The organism is Rhodoferax sp. ZS1R25, from assembly GCF_056521335.1.
On the sequence record NZ_JBWMAZ010000001.1, the window covers coordinates 445,648 to 460,137 of the forward strand.

At 62.9% G+C, this 14,490-nt stretch carries 18 protein-coding genes; 13 read left to right on the plus strand and 5 right to left on the minus strand.

Annotated elements, in window-relative coordinates:
• Window positions 1-59: 59 nt before the first annotated feature.
• The 5 genes from AC097R_RS02085 to AC097R_RS02105 are packed head-to-tail and all read left to right on the plus strand — an operon-like array spanning window position 60 to window position 4,637.
• Window positions 60-497 carry a ribonuclease P protein component gene (locus AC097R_RS02085; protein ID WP_479598080.1) on the plus strand — a complete coding sequence of 146 codons (438 nt, stop codon included), beginning with the start codon at window positions 60-62 and terminating at the stop codon, window positions 495-497.
• Window positions 494-766, plus strand: coding sequence for a membrane protein insertion efficiency factor YidD (gene yidD, locus AC097R_RS02090; protein ID WP_479595941.1), 273 nt, complete (start codon window positions 494-496; stop codon window positions 764-766). Before AC097R_RS02085 ends, yidD begins: the two co-directional genes overlap by 4 nt.
• Window positions 763-2,454 carry a membrane protein insertase YidC gene (gene yidC / locus AC097R_RS02095; protein ID WP_479595942.1) on the plus strand — a complete coding sequence of 564 codons (1,692 nt, stop codon included), beginning with the start codon at window positions 763-765 and terminating at the stop codon, window positions 2,452-2,454. Before yidD ends, yidC begins: the two co-directional genes overlap by 4 nt.
• Before the next feature lie 19 nt (window positions 2,455-2,473).
• Entirely contained in the window at window positions 2,474-3,877 is a 1,404-nt protein-coding gene (gene mnmE, locus AC097R_RS02100) for a tRNA uridine-5-carboxymethylaminomethyl(34) synthesis GTPase MnmE (RefSeq protein WP_479595943.1), read from the plus strand.
• Window positions 3,878-3,920: 43 nt separating this feature from the next.
• Entirely contained in the window at window positions 3,921-4,637 is a 717-nt protein-coding gene (locus AC097R_RS02105) for a hypothetical protein (protein ID WP_479595944.1), read from the plus strand.
• Window positions 4,638-4,657: 20 nt separating this feature from the next.
• Here AC097R_RS02105 and AC097R_RS02110 read toward each other — a convergent pair whose 3' ends face one another.
• Window positions 4,658-5,212, minus strand: coding sequence for an adenine phosphoribosyltransferase (locus AC097R_RS02110; protein ID WP_479595945.1), 555 nt, complete (start codon window positions 5,210-5,212; stop codon window positions 4,658-4,660).
• A gap of 72 nt (window positions 5,213-5,284) precedes the next feature.
• Window positions 5,285-7,270 carry a monovalent cation:proton antiporter-2 (CPA2) family protein gene (locus tag AC097R_RS02115; protein ID WP_479595946.1) on the minus strand — a complete coding sequence of 662 codons (1,986 nt, stop codon included), beginning with the start codon at window positions 7,268-7,270 and terminating at the stop codon, window positions 5,285-5,287.
• A gap of 44 nt (window positions 7,271-7,314) precedes the next feature.
• Here AC097R_RS02115 and AC097R_RS02120 point away from each other — a divergent pair, with 44 nt between their 5' ends.
• Genes AC097R_RS02120 through AC097R_RS02135 form a run of 4 tightly spaced genes read left to right on the plus strand, consistent with a single transcriptional unit; the run spans window position 7,315 to window position 10,267 of the window.
• Window positions 7,315-8,316, plus strand: a complete 1,002-nt coding sequence (locus AC097R_RS02120; protein WP_479595947.1) for a KpsF/GutQ family sugar-phosphate isomerase — start codon at window positions 7,315-7,317, stop codon at window positions 8,314-8,316.
• Complete coding sequence (locus AC097R_RS02125) at window positions 8,316-8,861, plus strand: KdsC family phosphatase (RefSeq protein ID WP_479595948.1); 546 nt, start codon at window positions 8,316-8,318, stop codon at window positions 8,859-8,861. The genes AC097R_RS02120 and AC097R_RS02125 overlap by 1 nt, the downstream gene beginning before the upstream one ends.
• Complete coding sequence (gene lptC, locus AC097R_RS02130) at window positions 8,858-9,469, plus strand: LPS export ABC transporter periplasmic protein LptC (RefSeq protein WP_479595949.1); 612 nt, start codon at window positions 8,858-8,860, stop codon at window positions 9,467-9,469. The genes AC097R_RS02125 and lptC overlap by 4 nt, the downstream gene beginning before the upstream one ends.
• A 21-nt stretch (window positions 9,470-9,490) precedes the next feature.
• Window positions 9,491-10,267, plus strand: a complete 777-nt coding sequence (locus AC097R_RS02135; RefSeq protein ID WP_479595950.1) for an SDR family oxidoreductase — start codon at window positions 9,491-9,493, stop codon at window positions 10,265-10,267.
• Between the two features lie 76 nt (window positions 10,268-10,343).
• On the opposite strand, the gene AC097R_RS02140 is transcribed toward AC097R_RS02135, so the two are convergent.
• From AC097R_RS02140 to AC097R_RS02150, 3 genes are all read right to left on the minus strand, one after another.
• The gene (locus AC097R_RS02140) at window positions 10,344-10,796 is read right to left on the minus strand and encodes an RNA recognition motif domain-containing protein (protein ID WP_479595951.1); all 453 of its coding nucleotides are present in this window, start codon (window positions 10,794-10,796) and stop codon (window positions 10,344-10,346) included.
• A gap of 164 nt (window positions 10,797-10,960) precedes the next feature.
• A complete protein-coding gene (locus tag AC097R_RS02145; RefSeq protein WP_479595952.1) occupies window positions 10,961-11,194 on the minus strand; it encodes a zf-HC2 domain-containing protein in 234 nt (77 codons plus the stop codon).
• Window positions 11,191-11,760 carry a sigma-70 family RNA polymerase sigma factor gene (locus AC097R_RS02150; protein ID WP_479595953.1) on the minus strand — a complete coding sequence of 190 codons (570 nt, stop codon included), beginning with the start codon at window positions 11,758-11,760 and terminating at the stop codon, window positions 11,191-11,193. Before AC097R_RS02150 ends, AC097R_RS02145 begins: the two co-directional genes overlap by 4 nt.
• 223 nt (window positions 11,761-11,983) lie before the next feature.
• Between AC097R_RS02150 and AC097R_RS02155 the strand changes: the two genes are divergently transcribed.
• Genes AC097R_RS02155 through AC097R_RS02170 form a run of 4 tightly spaced genes read left to right on the plus strand, consistent with a single transcriptional unit; the run spans window position 11,984 to window position 14,486 of the window.
• Window positions 11,984-12,253 (plus strand): BufA1 family periplasmic bufferin-type metallophore, encoded by a 270-nt coding sequence (locus AC097R_RS02155; protein WP_479595954.1) that lies wholly within the window; start codon window positions 11,984-11,986, stop codon window positions 12,251-12,253.
• A gap of 30 nt (window positions 12,254-12,283) precedes the next feature.
• On the plus strand, window positions 12,284-13,201 hold the full coding sequence (bufB, locus tag AC097R_RS02160; protein WP_479595955.1) for an MNIO family bufferin maturase: 918 nt from the start codon (window positions 12,284-12,286) through the stop codon (window positions 13,199-13,201).
• The gene (locus AC097R_RS02165) at window positions 13,198-13,995 is read left to right on the plus strand and encodes an HvfC/BufC family peptide modification chaperone (RefSeq protein ID WP_479595956.1); all 798 of its coding nucleotides are present in this window, start codon (window positions 13,198-13,200) and stop codon (window positions 13,993-13,995) included. The genes bufB and AC097R_RS02165 overlap by 4 nt, the downstream gene beginning before the upstream one ends.
• Window positions 13,992-14,486 carry a DoxX family membrane protein gene (locus AC097R_RS02170; protein WP_479595957.1) on the plus strand — a complete coding sequence of 165 codons (495 nt, stop codon included), beginning with the start codon at window positions 13,992-13,994 and terminating at the stop codon, window positions 14,484-14,486. The genes AC097R_RS02165 and AC097R_RS02170 overlap by 4 nt, the downstream gene beginning before the upstream one ends.
• Window positions 14,487-14,490 lie beyond the last annotated feature (4 nt).

Here is a 14,490-nt window from a genome sequence, read left to right on the forward strand (position 1 = left end):
AATCCAGGGCTGAACAGCTTTTGGACATTGCACATTCGCAAGGTACTGGCAAGGCCGCAGTGCGACGTCTTCAGACGCGCGCGCAGTTCCAGGCAGCGTTGGGTGGGGCTACTGTTTCCAAAACAGCCCACTTCGCGCTCCATTGCTGCCCAGTGACGCCCCCTTCCCCAGCCACGTCTGCGGACGCGGTATTCCCGGTTGCTTCGGTGTGGCTAGGTGGAATGGTGCCCAAACGCTGGGCCAAACGTGCTGTGACCCGCAACGCCATCAAACGTCAGATCTACAGTATTGGCGCCGAGTTCGCTCCGGCGCTGCAGGCGCGCGCGCATCTGGTGCGTCTGCGTGCTGGGTTTGACCGTGCGGAGTACGTCAGTGCCACGTCGACCGCGTTGAAAAAAGCCGTTCGCCAAGAACTGCTGCAATTGTTCGCACGTATTGCTCCCCCTATCCCGGCTCAGGCGCCATCCGCAGTGATGAATGCCGAGGTGCTCCCATGATGCAAGCCTTCTTGGTGGGCGCCGTCAAGGCCTACCGCTTGCTACTGAGTCCCTGGCTCGGTTCGGCCTGCCGGTTCGAGCCGACCTGTTCGGCCTATGCCCTGGAGTCTTTGCAGACCCACGGTGCGGCTGCGGGCTCTTACCTTACGGTAGCGCGTCTGGCGCGCTGCCACCCTTGGTGCGAGGGTGGTCATGACCCCGTGCCTGTGCAACGTCCCCGGCTGTTTGGCCGCCTGATTCCTCCTTCTTCTGAAAAGAAACCTTCATGAACGATATTCGCCGCACCATTTTGTGGGTGATCTTTGGTTTTTCCATGGTGTTGCTCTGGGACCAATGGCAAGTGCATAACGGCAAGAAGGCCACCTTCTTCCCCAGCCCGACGCAACAAAAAGCGGTGGCCACGGACGGTACCAAGCCTGCTGCGCCAGTGGCAGCTGCCACTGCCAGCACCGCAGCAGCGGCGGCGGCGGCAGAACCCGCAACACCGAAGGAACGCTTTGAAGTGAGCACCGACGTGCTCAAGCTGACGCTGGATACCGAAGGCGGTTCCTTGGTGCGTTCCGAGTTGTTGAAATACGCAGAAACGGGCGATAAGTCTAAAAACATCGTGTTGCTGGACGACAGCAAAGAGCGTGTCTACCGCGCCCAAACCGGCGTGGTGGCGAGTGAGGCGGGTGGTGCGTTCCCCACACACAAGACTGTGATGTCCGTGTCTGGCCCGCGCGTGCTGGCCGAAGGCGAGAACGAAATCTCCATCAAGTTCACGTCCCCCGATGTGGGCGGCATCAAGCTGGTGAAGACCTATACCCTGCGCCGTGGTGCCTACGACATTGCCGTGAAGCATGAACTGGTGAACACCTCCAGCGCGGCCATTTCGCCCCAGCTCTACCTGCAGCTGGAGCGCGATGGCACCAGCCCTCCCGGAGGTTCGTCCTTCTATTCCACCTTCACCGGCCCTGCGGTGTACACCGATGCCAAGAAATTCCAGAAGGTGGACTTCTCGGACATCAAAAAAGACAAAGCAGACTTTGAGAAGACCAGCAGCAATGGCTACATCGCCATGGTGCAGCACTACTTTGCCAGCGCCTGGCTGTTGCCCGATGGCGTGAAGCGCAACCTGTCCATGGTGCCCGTGACCCTGGATTCCCCCGTGGCCGACTGCTGCTACCGCGTGGTCATGGTCTCGCCCGTGGAGTCAATTGCGCCCGGCGCCAGCAAGACGGTGGACGCAAAGTTGTTCGTGGGTCCGCTGGAAGAAAAGATGCTGGAGTCGCTGGCTCCCGGCATGGAGCTGCTGAAAGACTATGGCCGTCTGACCATTTTGGCCAAGCCGCTGTACTGGTTGCTGGACAAGCTGCACAGCTTTATCCAGAACTGGGGCTGGTCCATCGTGGCGCTGGTGCTGTTGCTCAAGATCGCGTTTTACTGGCTCAACGCCAAGGCCTACTCCAGCATGGCCAAGATGAAGGCGATCAACCCCAAGATCATGGAAATGCGCGAGCGCCTGAAAGACAGCCCGCAGCAAATGCAGCAGGAAATGATGAAGATTTACCGGGAAGAAAAGGTCAATCCACTGGGTGGTTGCTTCCCCATCGTGGTTCAGATCCCGGTGTTCATTGCGCTCTACACCGTGTTGCTGTCCACCATTGAAATGCGCGACGCACCCTGGATTTTCTGGATCCATGACCTGTCGTCCAAAGACCCGATGTACATCCTGCCCGTCCTGATGACCATGACCACCTTGCTGCAAACCGCGCTGAACCCCGCGCCACCAGACCCCATGCAAGCCAAGATGATGTGGATCATGCCGCTGGCCTTCAGCGTGATGTTCTTTGCGTTCCCGGCTGGCCTGGTGTTGTACTGGATCACCAACAACATCCTGTCCATCGCGCAGCAGTGGATCATCAACACCCGCATGGGTGTGCCGCCCCAGTTCAACCTGCCCAAGTTCTCTTGAGCCTCTAGCAGCAGGCCCCATGCTGCCGCGCCACTCGGACCCCATCGTCGCGATCGCCACGGCCCCCGGCCGGGGCGCCGTGGGCATAGTCCGGGTCAGCGGCAAGCACCTGAGGGCCTTTGTGCAAGCCCTGCTGGGGCGCGACCTGCGTCCGCGCGAAGCCACTTACCTTCCGTTCCCCGATGCCCAGGGCCAGCCGCTGGACCAGGGCCTGGCGTTGTATTTCCCGGGGCCACATTCCTTCACCGGTGAAGACGTGCTGGAACTCCAGGCCCATGGCGGCCCCGTGGTCTTGCAGCTGCTGCTGGCCCGTTGCCTGGAGCTGGCCAGCCCCGTGCAACCCGGAGCGTCCGCGCCTCTGCCAGGCCTGCGCATTGCCGAGCCTGGTGAATTCACCCAACGCGCATTTCTGAATGACAAGATCGATTTGGCGCAGGCCGAGGCGATTGCCGACCTGATCGACGCCAGCACCGAGGCCGCGGCGCGCAGTGCCACCCAGTCGCTATCGGGTGCTTTTTCCAAAGAAGTGGCCACGCTGCGCGATGCGCTGATCCACCTGCGCATGCTGGTCGAGGCAACCCTGGACTTTCCCGAAGAAGAGATCGACTTCCTGCAAAAGGCCGATGCCTTGGGGCAACTGCAGCGCCTGCAGGTGGCCTTGCAGCAAGTGCTGCAGCGGGCCTCGCAAGGTGCGCTGCTGCGCGAGGGTATCCAGGTGGTGATTGCCGGCCAGCCCAATGCGGGCAAGTCGTCCCTGCTCAATGCGCTGGCGGGGGCAGAGCTGGCCATCGTCACCCCGATTGCGGGGACCACCCGGGACAAGGTGCAAGAAACCATCCAGATCGAAGGCGTGCCCATTCACATCGTGGACACCGCGGGCCTGCGTGCCAGCGACGACACGGTGGAGAAGATGGGCATTGAACGCGCCTGGCAGGCCATCGAGGGGGCTGATGCGGTGTTGTTTTTGCACGACCTCACGCGCAGCGATGCTATCGAATATATAGCTGCTGACGCAGAGATTGCGGGGGCTCTGGCCCAAAAACTTGCCAAAGATATCCCGGTGATCGACGTCTGGAACAAGGCGGACGCGGTGACCGCAGAGGGGGCGCATGGCGGTGTGGTGCTGTCCGCCAAAACCGGGCAGGGCTTGGAGGCCCTGCGCCGCCGCCTGCTGGAGGCCGCCGGCTGGCAACCTCCCTCTGGTGGCATGTTCATCGCGCGGCAGCGCCACCTGCATGCCCTGCAGCAGGTGGACCAGCATTTGATGGAGGCGTTTGCCCACCTGAGCGCGGGCGCCGGCACGCTGGACTTGCTGGCCGAAGAGCTGCGCCTGGGCCAAAACGCCCTGAATGCCATCACCGGAGAATTCAGCTCTGACGACCTGTTGGGTGTGATCTTTTCCAAGTTTTGCATTGGCAAATAGCTGCACTACACTCGGCAAGTCGTCGAATCCGAAAGCAATAAGAATGTCCCTGTTTGGTTGGTTCTCCAGAAAGCCGCATGAGCAAGCGCCCGCGGCCGAAAGCTCCGGTCTCGGCCATGTAGATGCAACCGTACCCTACCTGCCCGGTAGCAAAGGCCGCATGAAGGCACCCGTGTCTGTGCCAGGGAACGCGGCCAACCGCAAGAGCGAGCGCCTGGAGCGCCGCGAGCTGTTGTACACCGTGGTGCGCGAGTCCATGACCCGCGCCGGACTGCTATCTACCAGCTACAAATTCAAGGTGCTCTCGCTGGATTCACGCGGACGCCAGTACCTGATCATGATGGACATGGCGCGCCAGAATGTGGGCGACACCTCCCGCTTGGCCGATATGGAAAGCCACATCGCCAAAATTGCCAAGACCCGCCACGACATTTTGGTGACCGCGGTCTACTGGCGCGTGAATGAGCATGTGACGGCTGGTCTGGCACGCAGTGCCCCTGTACCTGCGCCTGTTCCTCGGGTTGCCGCCGTGGGAGCGCCGGCCGCGCCGATGGCGCCACGTTTTGAACCCTTGCAGGCCGACGAAGTGGCTGCATTCAAGCAGGCCTTGGCATCGATTCCCGCGCCCGCCGCCTTGTCGGCCCCAGGGGAAATTGTGCGTTCGGGTCGTCGCAATCCGGCACCTCCCAGCTTTCAGGACACCGAGCTAGACGACCGCCAGTCGCCCCTGAGCGGCACCCAGTACGGCGACCTGAACTAAGCCCCGCGTGGGGCCGCAGGTCAGTGGCCTGCGAAGTCCAGCAGGGTGAACAGTGCCAGGCCTGACTCCCTCAGGCGGGCGGAGCCACCCAGTTCGGGCAGGTCCACAATCGCCGCGCCTTCCATGACGTGGGCGCCCAAGCGCTCCAGCAACTTCTTGCCGGCCATCATCGTGCCACCGGTGGCAATCAGATCGTCAATCAGCAACACGCGGTCGCCAGCTTTCACCGCATCGGTGTGCAGCTCCACGGTGGCACTGCCGTATTCCAGTTCGTAGGTTTCTTCCACCGTGGTGAAGGGCAGCTTGCCCTTTTTGCGGATTGGCACAAAACCAATATTGAGTTCGTAGGCCACCACCGCACCCAGAATAAAGCCGCGCGCATCCAGCCCAGCCACCACGTCAGGGCGCATGCTGGGGTCCATATAGCGGTGTACAAACGCATCGATCAGCACGCGGAACACCTTGGCATCCTGCAGCAGTGGAGTGATGTCGCGGAACTGCACACCGGGTGCCGGCCAATCGGGCACGGTGCGGATGTGGTCGCGGAGGTATTGGTTGACGCTGAGATGTTGCATGGACGCGGGGCGGTAGGGCACACGGGGGTGCGGGGCAGGCGCTATTGTGCCTGCAGAGTGCGCCGCCGGGGCCTATCCTTTGAGCAGCTTTTGCTCGGCCACGGCCAGCGCCCCGGCTTTGCCGGAGAGTACCAGGGTGTCGCCGCCTTCGAGCAGCATGCCCTCGTCGGTCGCCGCAGGTTTGCCATCCGCACGCCGCAGGCTGACCAAGCGAATTCCGAGTGCCAGCAAATCAAAGTCTGCGAGGGCTTTGCCGGTGGCCCTGGAGTCCATGGGCAGGCTCAAGGTCACCAGGCGTTCGTGCTGCAACTCGTCCACCGAGTCGTCATCAGCACCGTGGAAGAAGCCGCGCAGCAGGTTGTAGCGTGCGTCGCGCTGGTCCTGCACGATGCGAATCACGCGCCGCATCGGCACGCCTACCAGTGCCAGCGCGTGACTAGCCAGCATCAGCGAGCCTTCAATGGCTTCGGGCACCACCTCGGTCGCGCCCGCGGCTTGTAGTTTTTCCAGGCTGTGGTCATCCTGGGTGCGCACGATCACGGGTACCTGCGGTGCATGCGCGCGGGTGTTGCCCAGTACCTTGAGGGCGCCGCCCTCGTCCAAATAGGTAATGACCACGGCGCTGGCACGCGCCAGGCCTGCCGCCATCAAGGCTTGCAGCCGCGCCGCGTCTCCAAACACGACGGAGTGACCGGCTGCGGCAGCTTGCCGCACCCGGTCTGGGTCCAGGTCCAACGCCATATAGGGGATGCCTTCGGCTTCTAGCATGCGCCCCAGGTTTTGCCCGCAGCGGCCATAGCCGCAGATGATGACATGGCGGTTGGCGTTGATCGACTTGCGCGCAATGGTGGTCATCTGCAAGGACTGTTGCAGCCACTCGCTGCTCACCAGCTTCAGCACGATGCGGTTGGTGTACATCAGGATGAAGGGGGTGGCCAACATCGACAGCACCATGCTCGCCAGGATGGGATTCAGCAGGCTGGGCGGGATCAGAGCGTGTTCTTGTGCCAGTGTCAGCAGCACAAAACCGAACTCACCGGCTTGGGCCAAGTACAGCCCGGTGCGCAGCGCTACGCCCGAGGTGGCCCCCAGCGCTTTTGACAAACCCGCCACCAGCGCAGCCTTGAACACGGTAGGCACCGCCACCAACAGCAACACCAGTGGCCAGCGCTCCAGCACCAACCGCCAGTCCAGCAGCATGCCGATGCTGATGAAAAACAGGCCCAGCAGTACATCGTGGAAGGGCCGTATGTCGGTTTCCACCTGGTGCTTGTATTCGGTCTCCGAGATCAGCATGCCGGCAATGAAGGCCCCCAGCGCCAAGCTCAGCCCTGCCAGTTCCGTCAGCCAGGCCAATCCCAGCGCGATGAACAGCAGGTTCAGCATGAAGAGCTCATCGCTCTTGCGACGGGCCACCAGCGTGAGCCAGCGCCGCATCACATGCTGCCCGCCGACCAGCAGCACGGTGACCAGTACTACGGCCTTGAAGCCCGCGACGGCCAAGGACTCAAACAGGCGCTCTCCAGACGCCCCGAGTGCGGGGATCAGCACCAGCAGCGGCACCACGGCCAAATCCTGGAACAGCAGCACGCCCATCACGCGCTTGCCATGCTCAGACTCCAGCTCCAGCCTCTCCACCATCAGCTTGACCACAATTGCCGTGCTGCTCATGGCCAGTGCGCTGGAAAGCGCCAAGGCGGTTTGCCATTCCATGGCCCAGAACTGGGGTAGCACCAGGGCCAGGCCCAGCGTGGCCCCCGTGGCCAGCACAATGGTTACGACCACCTGCAGCAAGCCCAGCCCAAACACATGCTGGCGCATGGCGCGCAGGCGCGGCAGGTTGAATTCCAGCCCGATCACAAACATCAGAAACACCACGCCGAACTCACCCAGATGGCGCACGGCCTCAGAGTTTTTAGACAAAGCCAACGCGTTAGGTCCAATCACCACGCCCACGGCCAGATACCCCAGCATGGGCGGCAGCTTGAGCGAGCGGCAGGCCACCACCCCCAGCACGGCGGCCAGCAAGTAAAGAAGGGTGATTTCCAGCGCACTCATGGCGCCATACTAGCAAGAGAAGTGCGGGTCTATAAAATGCCCGCATGACAGCACACGCACACCCTGGCGGCGCCTCGCGCGCCGACCGCGCATTGGCACTGGCCAGAGAAACCTTTGACATCGAAGCGGCCGCCGTGCTGGGTCTCAAAGACCGGGTTGGAGAGGCGTTTGCCCGCACCGTCGAATTGGTATTGGCCTTGCAAGGCCGTGTGGTGGTGATGGGCATGGGCAAGAGCGGCCATGTGGGGCGCAAGATCGCCGCCACTTTGGCCTCGACAGGTACCCCTGCCATGTTTGTGCACCCCGGCGAGGCCAGCCACGGCGACTTGGGCATGGTGACGCAGACCGACCTGGTGCTCATGATCTCCAACAGTGGTGAATCGCAGGAAGTGGCCGCCATCCTGCCCGTGCTCAAGCGCTTGGGCGTGCCCTTGGTGGCCATGACGGGCAATGGGAGCAGCACCATGGCGCAGCACGCAGACCTGTGGATCGACTCTGCGGTGGCCAAAGAAGCCTGTCCCTTGAACCTGGCCCCCACGGCAAGCACTACGGCACAACTGGCCATGGGCGACGCCCTGGCGGTGGCGCTCTTGGATGCCCGCGGTTTTCGCGCTGAAGACTTTGCACGCTCCCACCCGGGTGGCGCGTTGGGCCGCAAGCTGCTGACGCTGGTGAGCGACGTGATGCGCAGTGGCGATGCGGTGCCCAAAGTGGCACCCACAGCCAGCTTTAGCGAGCTGATGCGCGAGATGAGTGCCAAGGGTCTGGGCGCGACATCGGTCGTGGATGCGCAGAGCCAAGTGCTGGGTATCTTCACCGATGGTGACTTGCGCCGCTGGGTGGAGAAGGGTGTGGACCTGCGGGCCAAGACTGCGCAGGAGGTGATGCATGCGTCGCCCTGCACCATCAGCATCCATGCGCTCGCGGTGGATGCGGCTGACCTCATGGAGGCGCGGCGTATCACCAGCGTGCTGGTATTGGACGACGCGGGCGCGCTCTGCGGCGCCCTCAATAGCAACGACCTGATGCGCGCGAAGGTGATCTGATGCAGCCCCAACTTCAATTTCCCCCAGCGCTCCTACTCCAGGCCCAGGGCATCAAAGTGGTGTTTCTGGATGTGGACGGTGTGCTGACCGATGGTGGTTTGTATTTCTCGGATGCGGGAGAAACCCTCAAGCGCTTCAACACCTTGGATGGTCATGGCCTCAAGTTGTTGCAAAAGGCCGGTATCACGCCCGCCGTAATCACGGGCCGCGACTCCCAACCGCTGCGTGTGCGTCTGAAGGCCCTGGGCGTTGAGCATGCGCATTTCGGCACCGAGGACAAACGCCCTTCGGCCGAACAAACCCTGCAGGCACTGGGCCTGGATTGGACGCAGGCGGCCGCGATGGGCGACGACTGGCCCGACTTGCCCATGATGCGTCGCGCGGCATTTGCCTGCGCGCCGGCCAATGCCCATGTCGAAGTGACCGGCATGGCCCACTACGTCACCCGGGCCGAGGGTGGCCACGGTGCGGTACGCGAACTGTGTGACTTGCTGATGGTGGCCAGCGGCCGCTACGCCAGCCTGCTGGAAGCCTACACCCAGTGAACCGTTTTCTGTACGATGCCTGGGATCGGGCGCTTCTGTACCTGCCAATCGCCATCATGGGTGTGCTGGCTCTCGGGACCTATTGGTTGGTGCGTAGCACACCCGTGCAGGAGGCGGCGCAGGCCGAGCGGGTGCGTGGCCACGAGCCCGACTACTTCATGCACGGTTTTTCGATCAAGACCTTTGACACGTCGGGCCGCATGCGCTCCGAAGTGCAAGGCGATGTGGCGCGCCATTACCCCGACACCCAGTGGCTGGAGATTGACGGTATCCGCATCCGCTCCTTCGACGTTCAGGGCCGCCTGACCACGGCCACTGCGCTGCGCGGGCTGACCAACGAAGGTGGCTCGGAGGTGCAGCTGATCGGCAATGCGGTGGTGGTACGCGAGGCGGATACCCGCGCGGCCAAGGCCACCCCACGCATGGAGTACCGTGGCGAATTTCTGCACGCCTTTATGGACACCGAGCAAGTCAAATCCCACAAGCCCGTCGAGCTGTTGCGTGGCAAAGACCGGTTCACCGCCGACACCCTGGAGTTTGACAATGTGGACCAGGTCATGCAGCTGCGTGGCCGGGTGCGCGGCACGCTGGTGCCGGACAACAAATAACCCCTGCCCGGAAAGGCGCCCATGTCACAACTGATCTTCATTACCGGCGCCTCCAGCGGCATCGGACAGGCACTGGCCTGGCGTTTTTACCAGGCGGGTTATGCCCTGGCCCTGGTGGCGAGGCGCACCGAGGATATGCAACGCTGGGCCGAGGCGCAGCAACTGGATCCTGCCCGCTTTCGCATTTATGGTGCCGATGTGGCGGATGTGGACAGCATCGTGGCGGCCGGCCAGGCGTGCCTGCGTGAACAGGGCGTGCCCGATGTGGTGATTGCCAATGCGGGCATCAGCATCGGCATGGACACGGCGGTGCGTGCAGACCTGGATGTGATGGCACGCACTTTCGCCACCAACAACCTGGGGCTGGCGGCAACGTTTCACCCCTTTGTGCAGGCGATGGAGCAGCGCGGCAGTGGAGCACTGGTGGGCATTGGCAGTGTGGCGGGCATTCGTGGCTTGCCGGGACATGGTGCGTACTGCGCGAGCAAGGCAGCGGTCATTAACTACTGCGAGTCCTTGCGGGGTGAGCTGCGCAGCAGCGGTGTGAAAGTGGTAACGATTTGCCCCGGCTATATCGATACGCCGCTGACCCAGGCCAATCGGTATTCGATGCCGTTTCTGATGAAACCCGACGTGTTTGCCGACAAGGCCTTCGCCACCATTGCGGCGGGCGCGTCGTACCGGGTGATCCCTTGGCAAATGGGTTGGGTGGCCAAGCTCATGCGCTGTCTGCCGAATGCGCTGTACGACAAGGCGCTCGCCGGGCGTCCGCGCAAGCGGCGCCTGGACGAAGCCTGACCCGCAGCACTGACCGAGGGCAATAAAAAAGGGACCCTAGGGTCCCTTTTTGTTTGTGCTGCAAGCAGTTCAGTGCTTAGTAGCTGCTACGGCCACCGCCGTAACCACCACCGCCGCCACCGCCGGAACGGCCACCGCCGCCACCGCCGTAACCGCCGCCACCGGAGCGGTCACCGCCGCCGCCGTAGCCGCCACCACCGGAACGACCGCCACCAGCGCCGCCGCCGTAGCCGCCACCGCCAGCACCACCGCCGAAGCCGCCGGAGCGGGGAGGACGGGGTTCCATGGGACGGGCTTCGTTCACCACAAGGCCGCGGCCACCGAATTGTTGACCGTTCATGGCGTTGATAGCGGCTTGCGCTTCAGCGTCGCTGCCCATTTCCACAAAGCCGAAACCCTTGGAGCGACCGGTGTCGCGTTCCATCATGACTTTGGCGCTGGAAACGGAACCGTGTGCTGCAAAAGCTTGTTGCAGGTCTTCGTCACGGAAAGAATAAGGCAGGTTGCCTACGTAAAGTTTGTTGCCCATGAAAGGACTCCTCTAAATAACTCAAAACGCGATGGAGTCCTTAACCGCAATCAACAAACCAATGAAGACTTAAAGCAGACGCGAAACTGACTAATCACCGCAAACTTGCACCGTCGTATTTACGGCAATGCAAGACCATTATGCGCCTTTTTTCAAAAAGAAAGCTAATTTTTGAACTTTTCCGGGAAAACTCCGTTGGAATCGTCGTTTTCTGCGTAATTGCGCCATTGGCGCAGGCCGTTGCGCATGGCCAGCATCTGCCGCTCGAACTTGGGGCAGGCGCCACAGGCCATCAAATGCAGGCGCAGCGCGATCCGGTCGGCCAGGCCCAGGGCGCGGTCTTCCCGGCTCACCATCAGGGCGGCGGCTTCACGGCAGGTTCTTCGCAGCGGGATCATGATGTCAGGGCCTTCGCAAACCAGTTCATTTCAAGGCATTCGCGCAAACGGAGGCGGGCGCGGTGCAGTTGGACGTAGAGGTTGGTCGGCGTGAGCTGCAGTTCCTTACAAATTTCCTCGCTGGATAGCTCCAGCCATTCGCGCATCAGGAACAACCGGCCCTGGCCAGCGGGCAGCTTAGTAGTGCAGGCCTCCAGCACTTCAAAGAACTGCCGGCTGGTGAGTTGTTGTTCGGGGTTGCCCCATTCGGCCGGCGCCTGCGCGAAATGGCCGTCGGCCTGGAAAGCGATGTAGTCCAGGGGGTCGCTTTCGCCGTCTTCACCCGTGTCCAGTCCCCCGACCTCGCGGCTGTGGTGGCGTAGCGCGTCGATCACCTTGTGCTTGAGGATGCCCACCAGCCAGGTCTTGAGCTGTGAGCGGTTGCCAAAGGCCTGGGGCTTGGCCAGGGCGGCCAGCACGGTCTCGGACACCGCGTCTTCGGCCCAGGCCTCGTTGCGCAGCTGCAGCCGGGCGAACTTGAGCAGGTAGTCGCGCAGTTCGACGATTTGTTGTTCAAAGCTTGGCATGGTGGTGGGCGGTGGTGGGCTGCGCGCAGTGTACGTTTTCGCCATGTACCTCAGCGAGCAAAAACGCGGGAAAACCCTTGCCACGTAACTATTTTGCGGCCGTAATGTAAGAAACACATGCGGCTCCAGACTAAACGTCAACCAGTGCAATGGTGCCTATGTGCACAGGCAAGTCCTGGTTGATGTGTCACCTGTTTTTACTTTCCCTTTTAGGAGTTTCCAAATGAACCAACGCGCAATGCTCGCTGCCACTGCAGCCACCCTGATGACCCTGGCTTTGGCCTCTGCCCCCGTGGCCGCCCAGGAAAAAGAAAAGTGTTTCGGTATCGCCAAGGCTGGCCAAAACGACTGCGCCAACCTGTCGGGCAGCCACTCCTGCGCAGGCCAGGCCAAGGTCGACATGAGCAAGGACGACTGGAAGTACGTGGCCAAGGGCACGTGCAAGGACATGAAGGGCATGTCCATGGACGACGCCAAGAAGATGAAGAGCTAAATTTGCAATAGCGTTTCTGTGCTCGCCACCATGCTGTCCTCTGCAGTGCCCATGCCCTTAGCCACCGATGCGGTGGTGGGCGTGGGGTGGCGACACCCCCATTACGCGGAGCTGCTGCAGCGGCAGCCCGTACTCGATTTTCTCGAAGTCCATTCCGAGAATTTCTTTGGCCAGGGCGGTGCCGCGCTGGCTGTGCTGGAGCAGGGCCGCGCGCACTACCCCGTCAGCCTGCATGGCGTGGGCCTGTCGCTGGGCTCGGCCGTGGGGCTGGACCCCTGGCACTTGGACCAACTGGCCGCGTTGGTGCAGCGCATAGACCCGGTGCGGGTCAGTGACCACGCGAGCTTTGCCCGAGGTGTGTTCAACGGCCACACGGTGCATGCGGCTGACCTGCTGCCCATTCCCTTCACCACCGAGGCGCTGGACCTGCTGTGCGGTCATGTGCAGCAGGTGCAGGACCGCTTGCAGCGCCGCTTCATGGTGGAGAACCTCTCGGCGTACCTGCACTGGAATACGCCGGACGGCGCAGCTTGGCGCGAGACCGAATTTTTGACCACCCTGGCCCGGCGCAGCGGCTGCCAGCTGCTGGTGGATGTGAACAATATTTATGTGAATGCCCTGAACGCGCAGCGCGACGGGCTGGTGGCCAACCCCCTGCAAGCCTGCCGCGATTGGCTGGATGCGATAGACCCGGAGGTCGTGGGCGAGCTGCACCTGGCCGGGCACTGCCATGTGTCGGATGCGCATGGCGACATCGTTATTGACGACCATGGCAGCCGGGTCTGCCCCGAGGTCTGGACGTTGTACGCCCATGCCGTGGCGCGCTTTGGCTGCGTGCCCACACTGATTGAGTGGGACACCGATGTGCCCGCGCTGGACGTGCTGCTGGACGAAGCCCAGCACGCCCGCGCCGTCTGCGCCAGCGTCTTTGAGCCGGTGGCCGCATGAGCACACTGGCTGCGCAACAGCAGGCGCTGGTGGAGGCCTTGTTTGCCTGGCCCGCCGAGGATGCTATGAAAAACGTAGCTTCTGGCGCAATGGATACGGGGGCTAGAGGACTAAAAGCTTATCAATCCAATGGCCACCAGCTGGCTGACCGGGCTTTGCAGGGTGCCTACCCCGTGCTGGCCCAGCTGCTGGGTGACGACAGTTTTGCTGACCTGGCCCGTGCGCTGTGGCACGCCCAGCCGCCGCAGTCTGGCGATCTGGCCCAGTGGGGCCAGACCTTGCCCGACTTTGTGCAGGCCAGCCTGCAGCTGGCCGACGAACCCTACCTGGCCGACGTGGCCCGCGTGGAGTGGGCGCTGCACGCCGCAGCCACTGTTGCCGACCAGGCGCCGGACCTGTCGACCTTGGCACTGCTCACCTCCGCAGACCCCGCCACCCTGCGGCTGACCCTTGCCCCGGGCTGCAGTGTGCTGCGCAGCCCCTGGCCCGTCGCCAGCATCGTGGGTGCGCACCTGGAGCACAGCCCCAGCCTGGCCGAGGCCGGCGCCCAGATCCGCGACCGCGTGGCGCAAGACACCGTGGTCTGGCGCCAGGGCCTGCGCCCGTACGCCCGCGCCGCACTCGAAGGCGAAGCCGATGCGTTAGCGGTGTTGCTGGCTGCGGGCACGTTGGGCCAGGCGCTGGATGCAGCGCCTACCCTGGACGTGGGTGCGTGGCTGCCGCTGGCAGTGCAAACCGGTTTGTTGCTTTCGGTGGTGCAAATACCGCCTTCCTTTCTCTCACTTGACCCATGAAACCTACGCCCATGCCGCAGCCCCTGCTGCACTCGCCCTCCCTCATCACCCGCGGCCTGTTGGCCTGGGGCTCGCTGGAGCGCGGTCTGGTGGCCCTGCAGCCCTTGGCCGCCCTGCTGGCCCGCTTGTATGTGGCGCAGGTGTTCTTTGCCTCGGGCCTGACCAAGTTGCGCGACTGGGACATCACCATCGCGCTGTTCATGGACGAATACAAGGTGCCACTGCTGCCGCCTGAACTGGCCGCAGTGATGGGCACTACGGGGGAGCTGGCGCTGCCTGTGCTGCTGGTGCTGGGCCTGGGCGGGCGCTTTGCGGCGTTGGGCCTGAGCGTGGTGAATGCGGTGGCCGTGGTGTCGCTGGCCGAGGTGGCGCCCGCCGCGCTGCAGCAGCACATCACCTGGGGCGTGCTGCTGGCCGCGCTGGCGCTGTACGGCCCGGGTAACTGGGCGCTGGGCCCCTGGCTGCGCGATTGGTGGCTGCGCAGGGGTTAACCTT

Bases quoted from the DNA above. Each gene is read 5' to 3' on its own strand.
- yidD (WP_479595941.1), top strand. From the start codon at position 494: ATGATGCAAGCCTTCTTGGTGGGCGCCGTCAAGGCCTACCGCTTGCTA.
- yidC (WP_479595942.1), top strand. From the start codon at position 763: ATGAACGATATTCGCCGCACCATTTTGTGGGTGATCTTTGGTTTTTCC.
- mnmE (WP_479595943.1), top strand. From the start codon at position 2,474: ATGCTGCCGCGCCACTCGGACCCCATCGTCGCGATCGCCACGGCCCCC.
- AC097R_RS02105 (WP_479595944.1), top strand. From the start codon at position 3,921: ATGTCCCTGTTTGGTTGGTTCTCCAGAAAGCCGCATGAGCAAGCGCCC.
- AC097R_RS02110 (WP_479595945.1), bottom strand. From the start codon at position 5,212: ATGCAACATCTCAGCGTCAACCAATACCTCCGCGACCACATCCGCACC.
- AC097R_RS02115 (WP_479595946.1), bottom strand. From the start codon at position 7,270: ATGAGTGCGCTGGAAATCACCCTTCTTTACTTGCTGGCCGCCGTGCTG.
- AC097R_RS02120 (WP_479595947.1), top strand. From the start codon at position 7,315: ATGACAGCACACGCACACCCTGGCGGCGCCTCGCGCGCCGACCGCGCA.
- AC097R_RS02125 (WP_479595948.1), top strand. From the start codon at position 8,316: ATGCAGCCCCAACTTCAATTTCCCCCAGCGCTCCTACTCCAGGCCCAG.
- AC097R_RS02135 (WP_479595950.1), top strand. From the start codon at position 9,491: ATGTCACAACTGATCTTCATTACCGGCGCCTCCAGCGGCATCGGACAG.
- AC097R_RS02140 (WP_479595951.1), bottom strand. From the start codon at position 10,796: ATGGGCAACAAACTTTACGTAGGCAACCTGCCTTATTCTTTCCGTGAC.
- AC097R_RS02145 (WP_479595952.1), bottom strand. From the start codon at position 11,194: ATGATCCCGCTGCGAAGAACCTGCCGTGAAGCCGCCGCCCTGATGGTG.
- AC097R_RS02150 (WP_479595953.1), bottom strand. From the start codon at position 11,760: ATGCCAAGCTTTGAACAACAAATCGTCGAACTGCGCGACTACCTGCTC.
- AC097R_RS02155 (WP_479595954.1), top strand. From the start codon at position 11,984: ATGAACCAACGCGCAATGCTCGCTGCCACTGCAGCCACCCTGATGACC.
- bufB (WP_479595955.1), top strand. From the start codon at position 12,284: ATGCTGTCCTCTGCAGTGCCCATGCCCTTAGCCACCGATGCGGTGGTG.
- AC097R_RS02165 (WP_479595956.1), top strand. From the start codon at position 13,198: ATGAGCACACTGGCTGCGCAACAGCAGGCGCTGGTGGAGGCCTTGTTT.
- AC097R_RS02170 (WP_479595957.1), top strand. From the start codon at position 13,992: ATGAAACCTACGCCCATGCCGCAGCCCCTGCTGCACTCGCCCTCCCTC.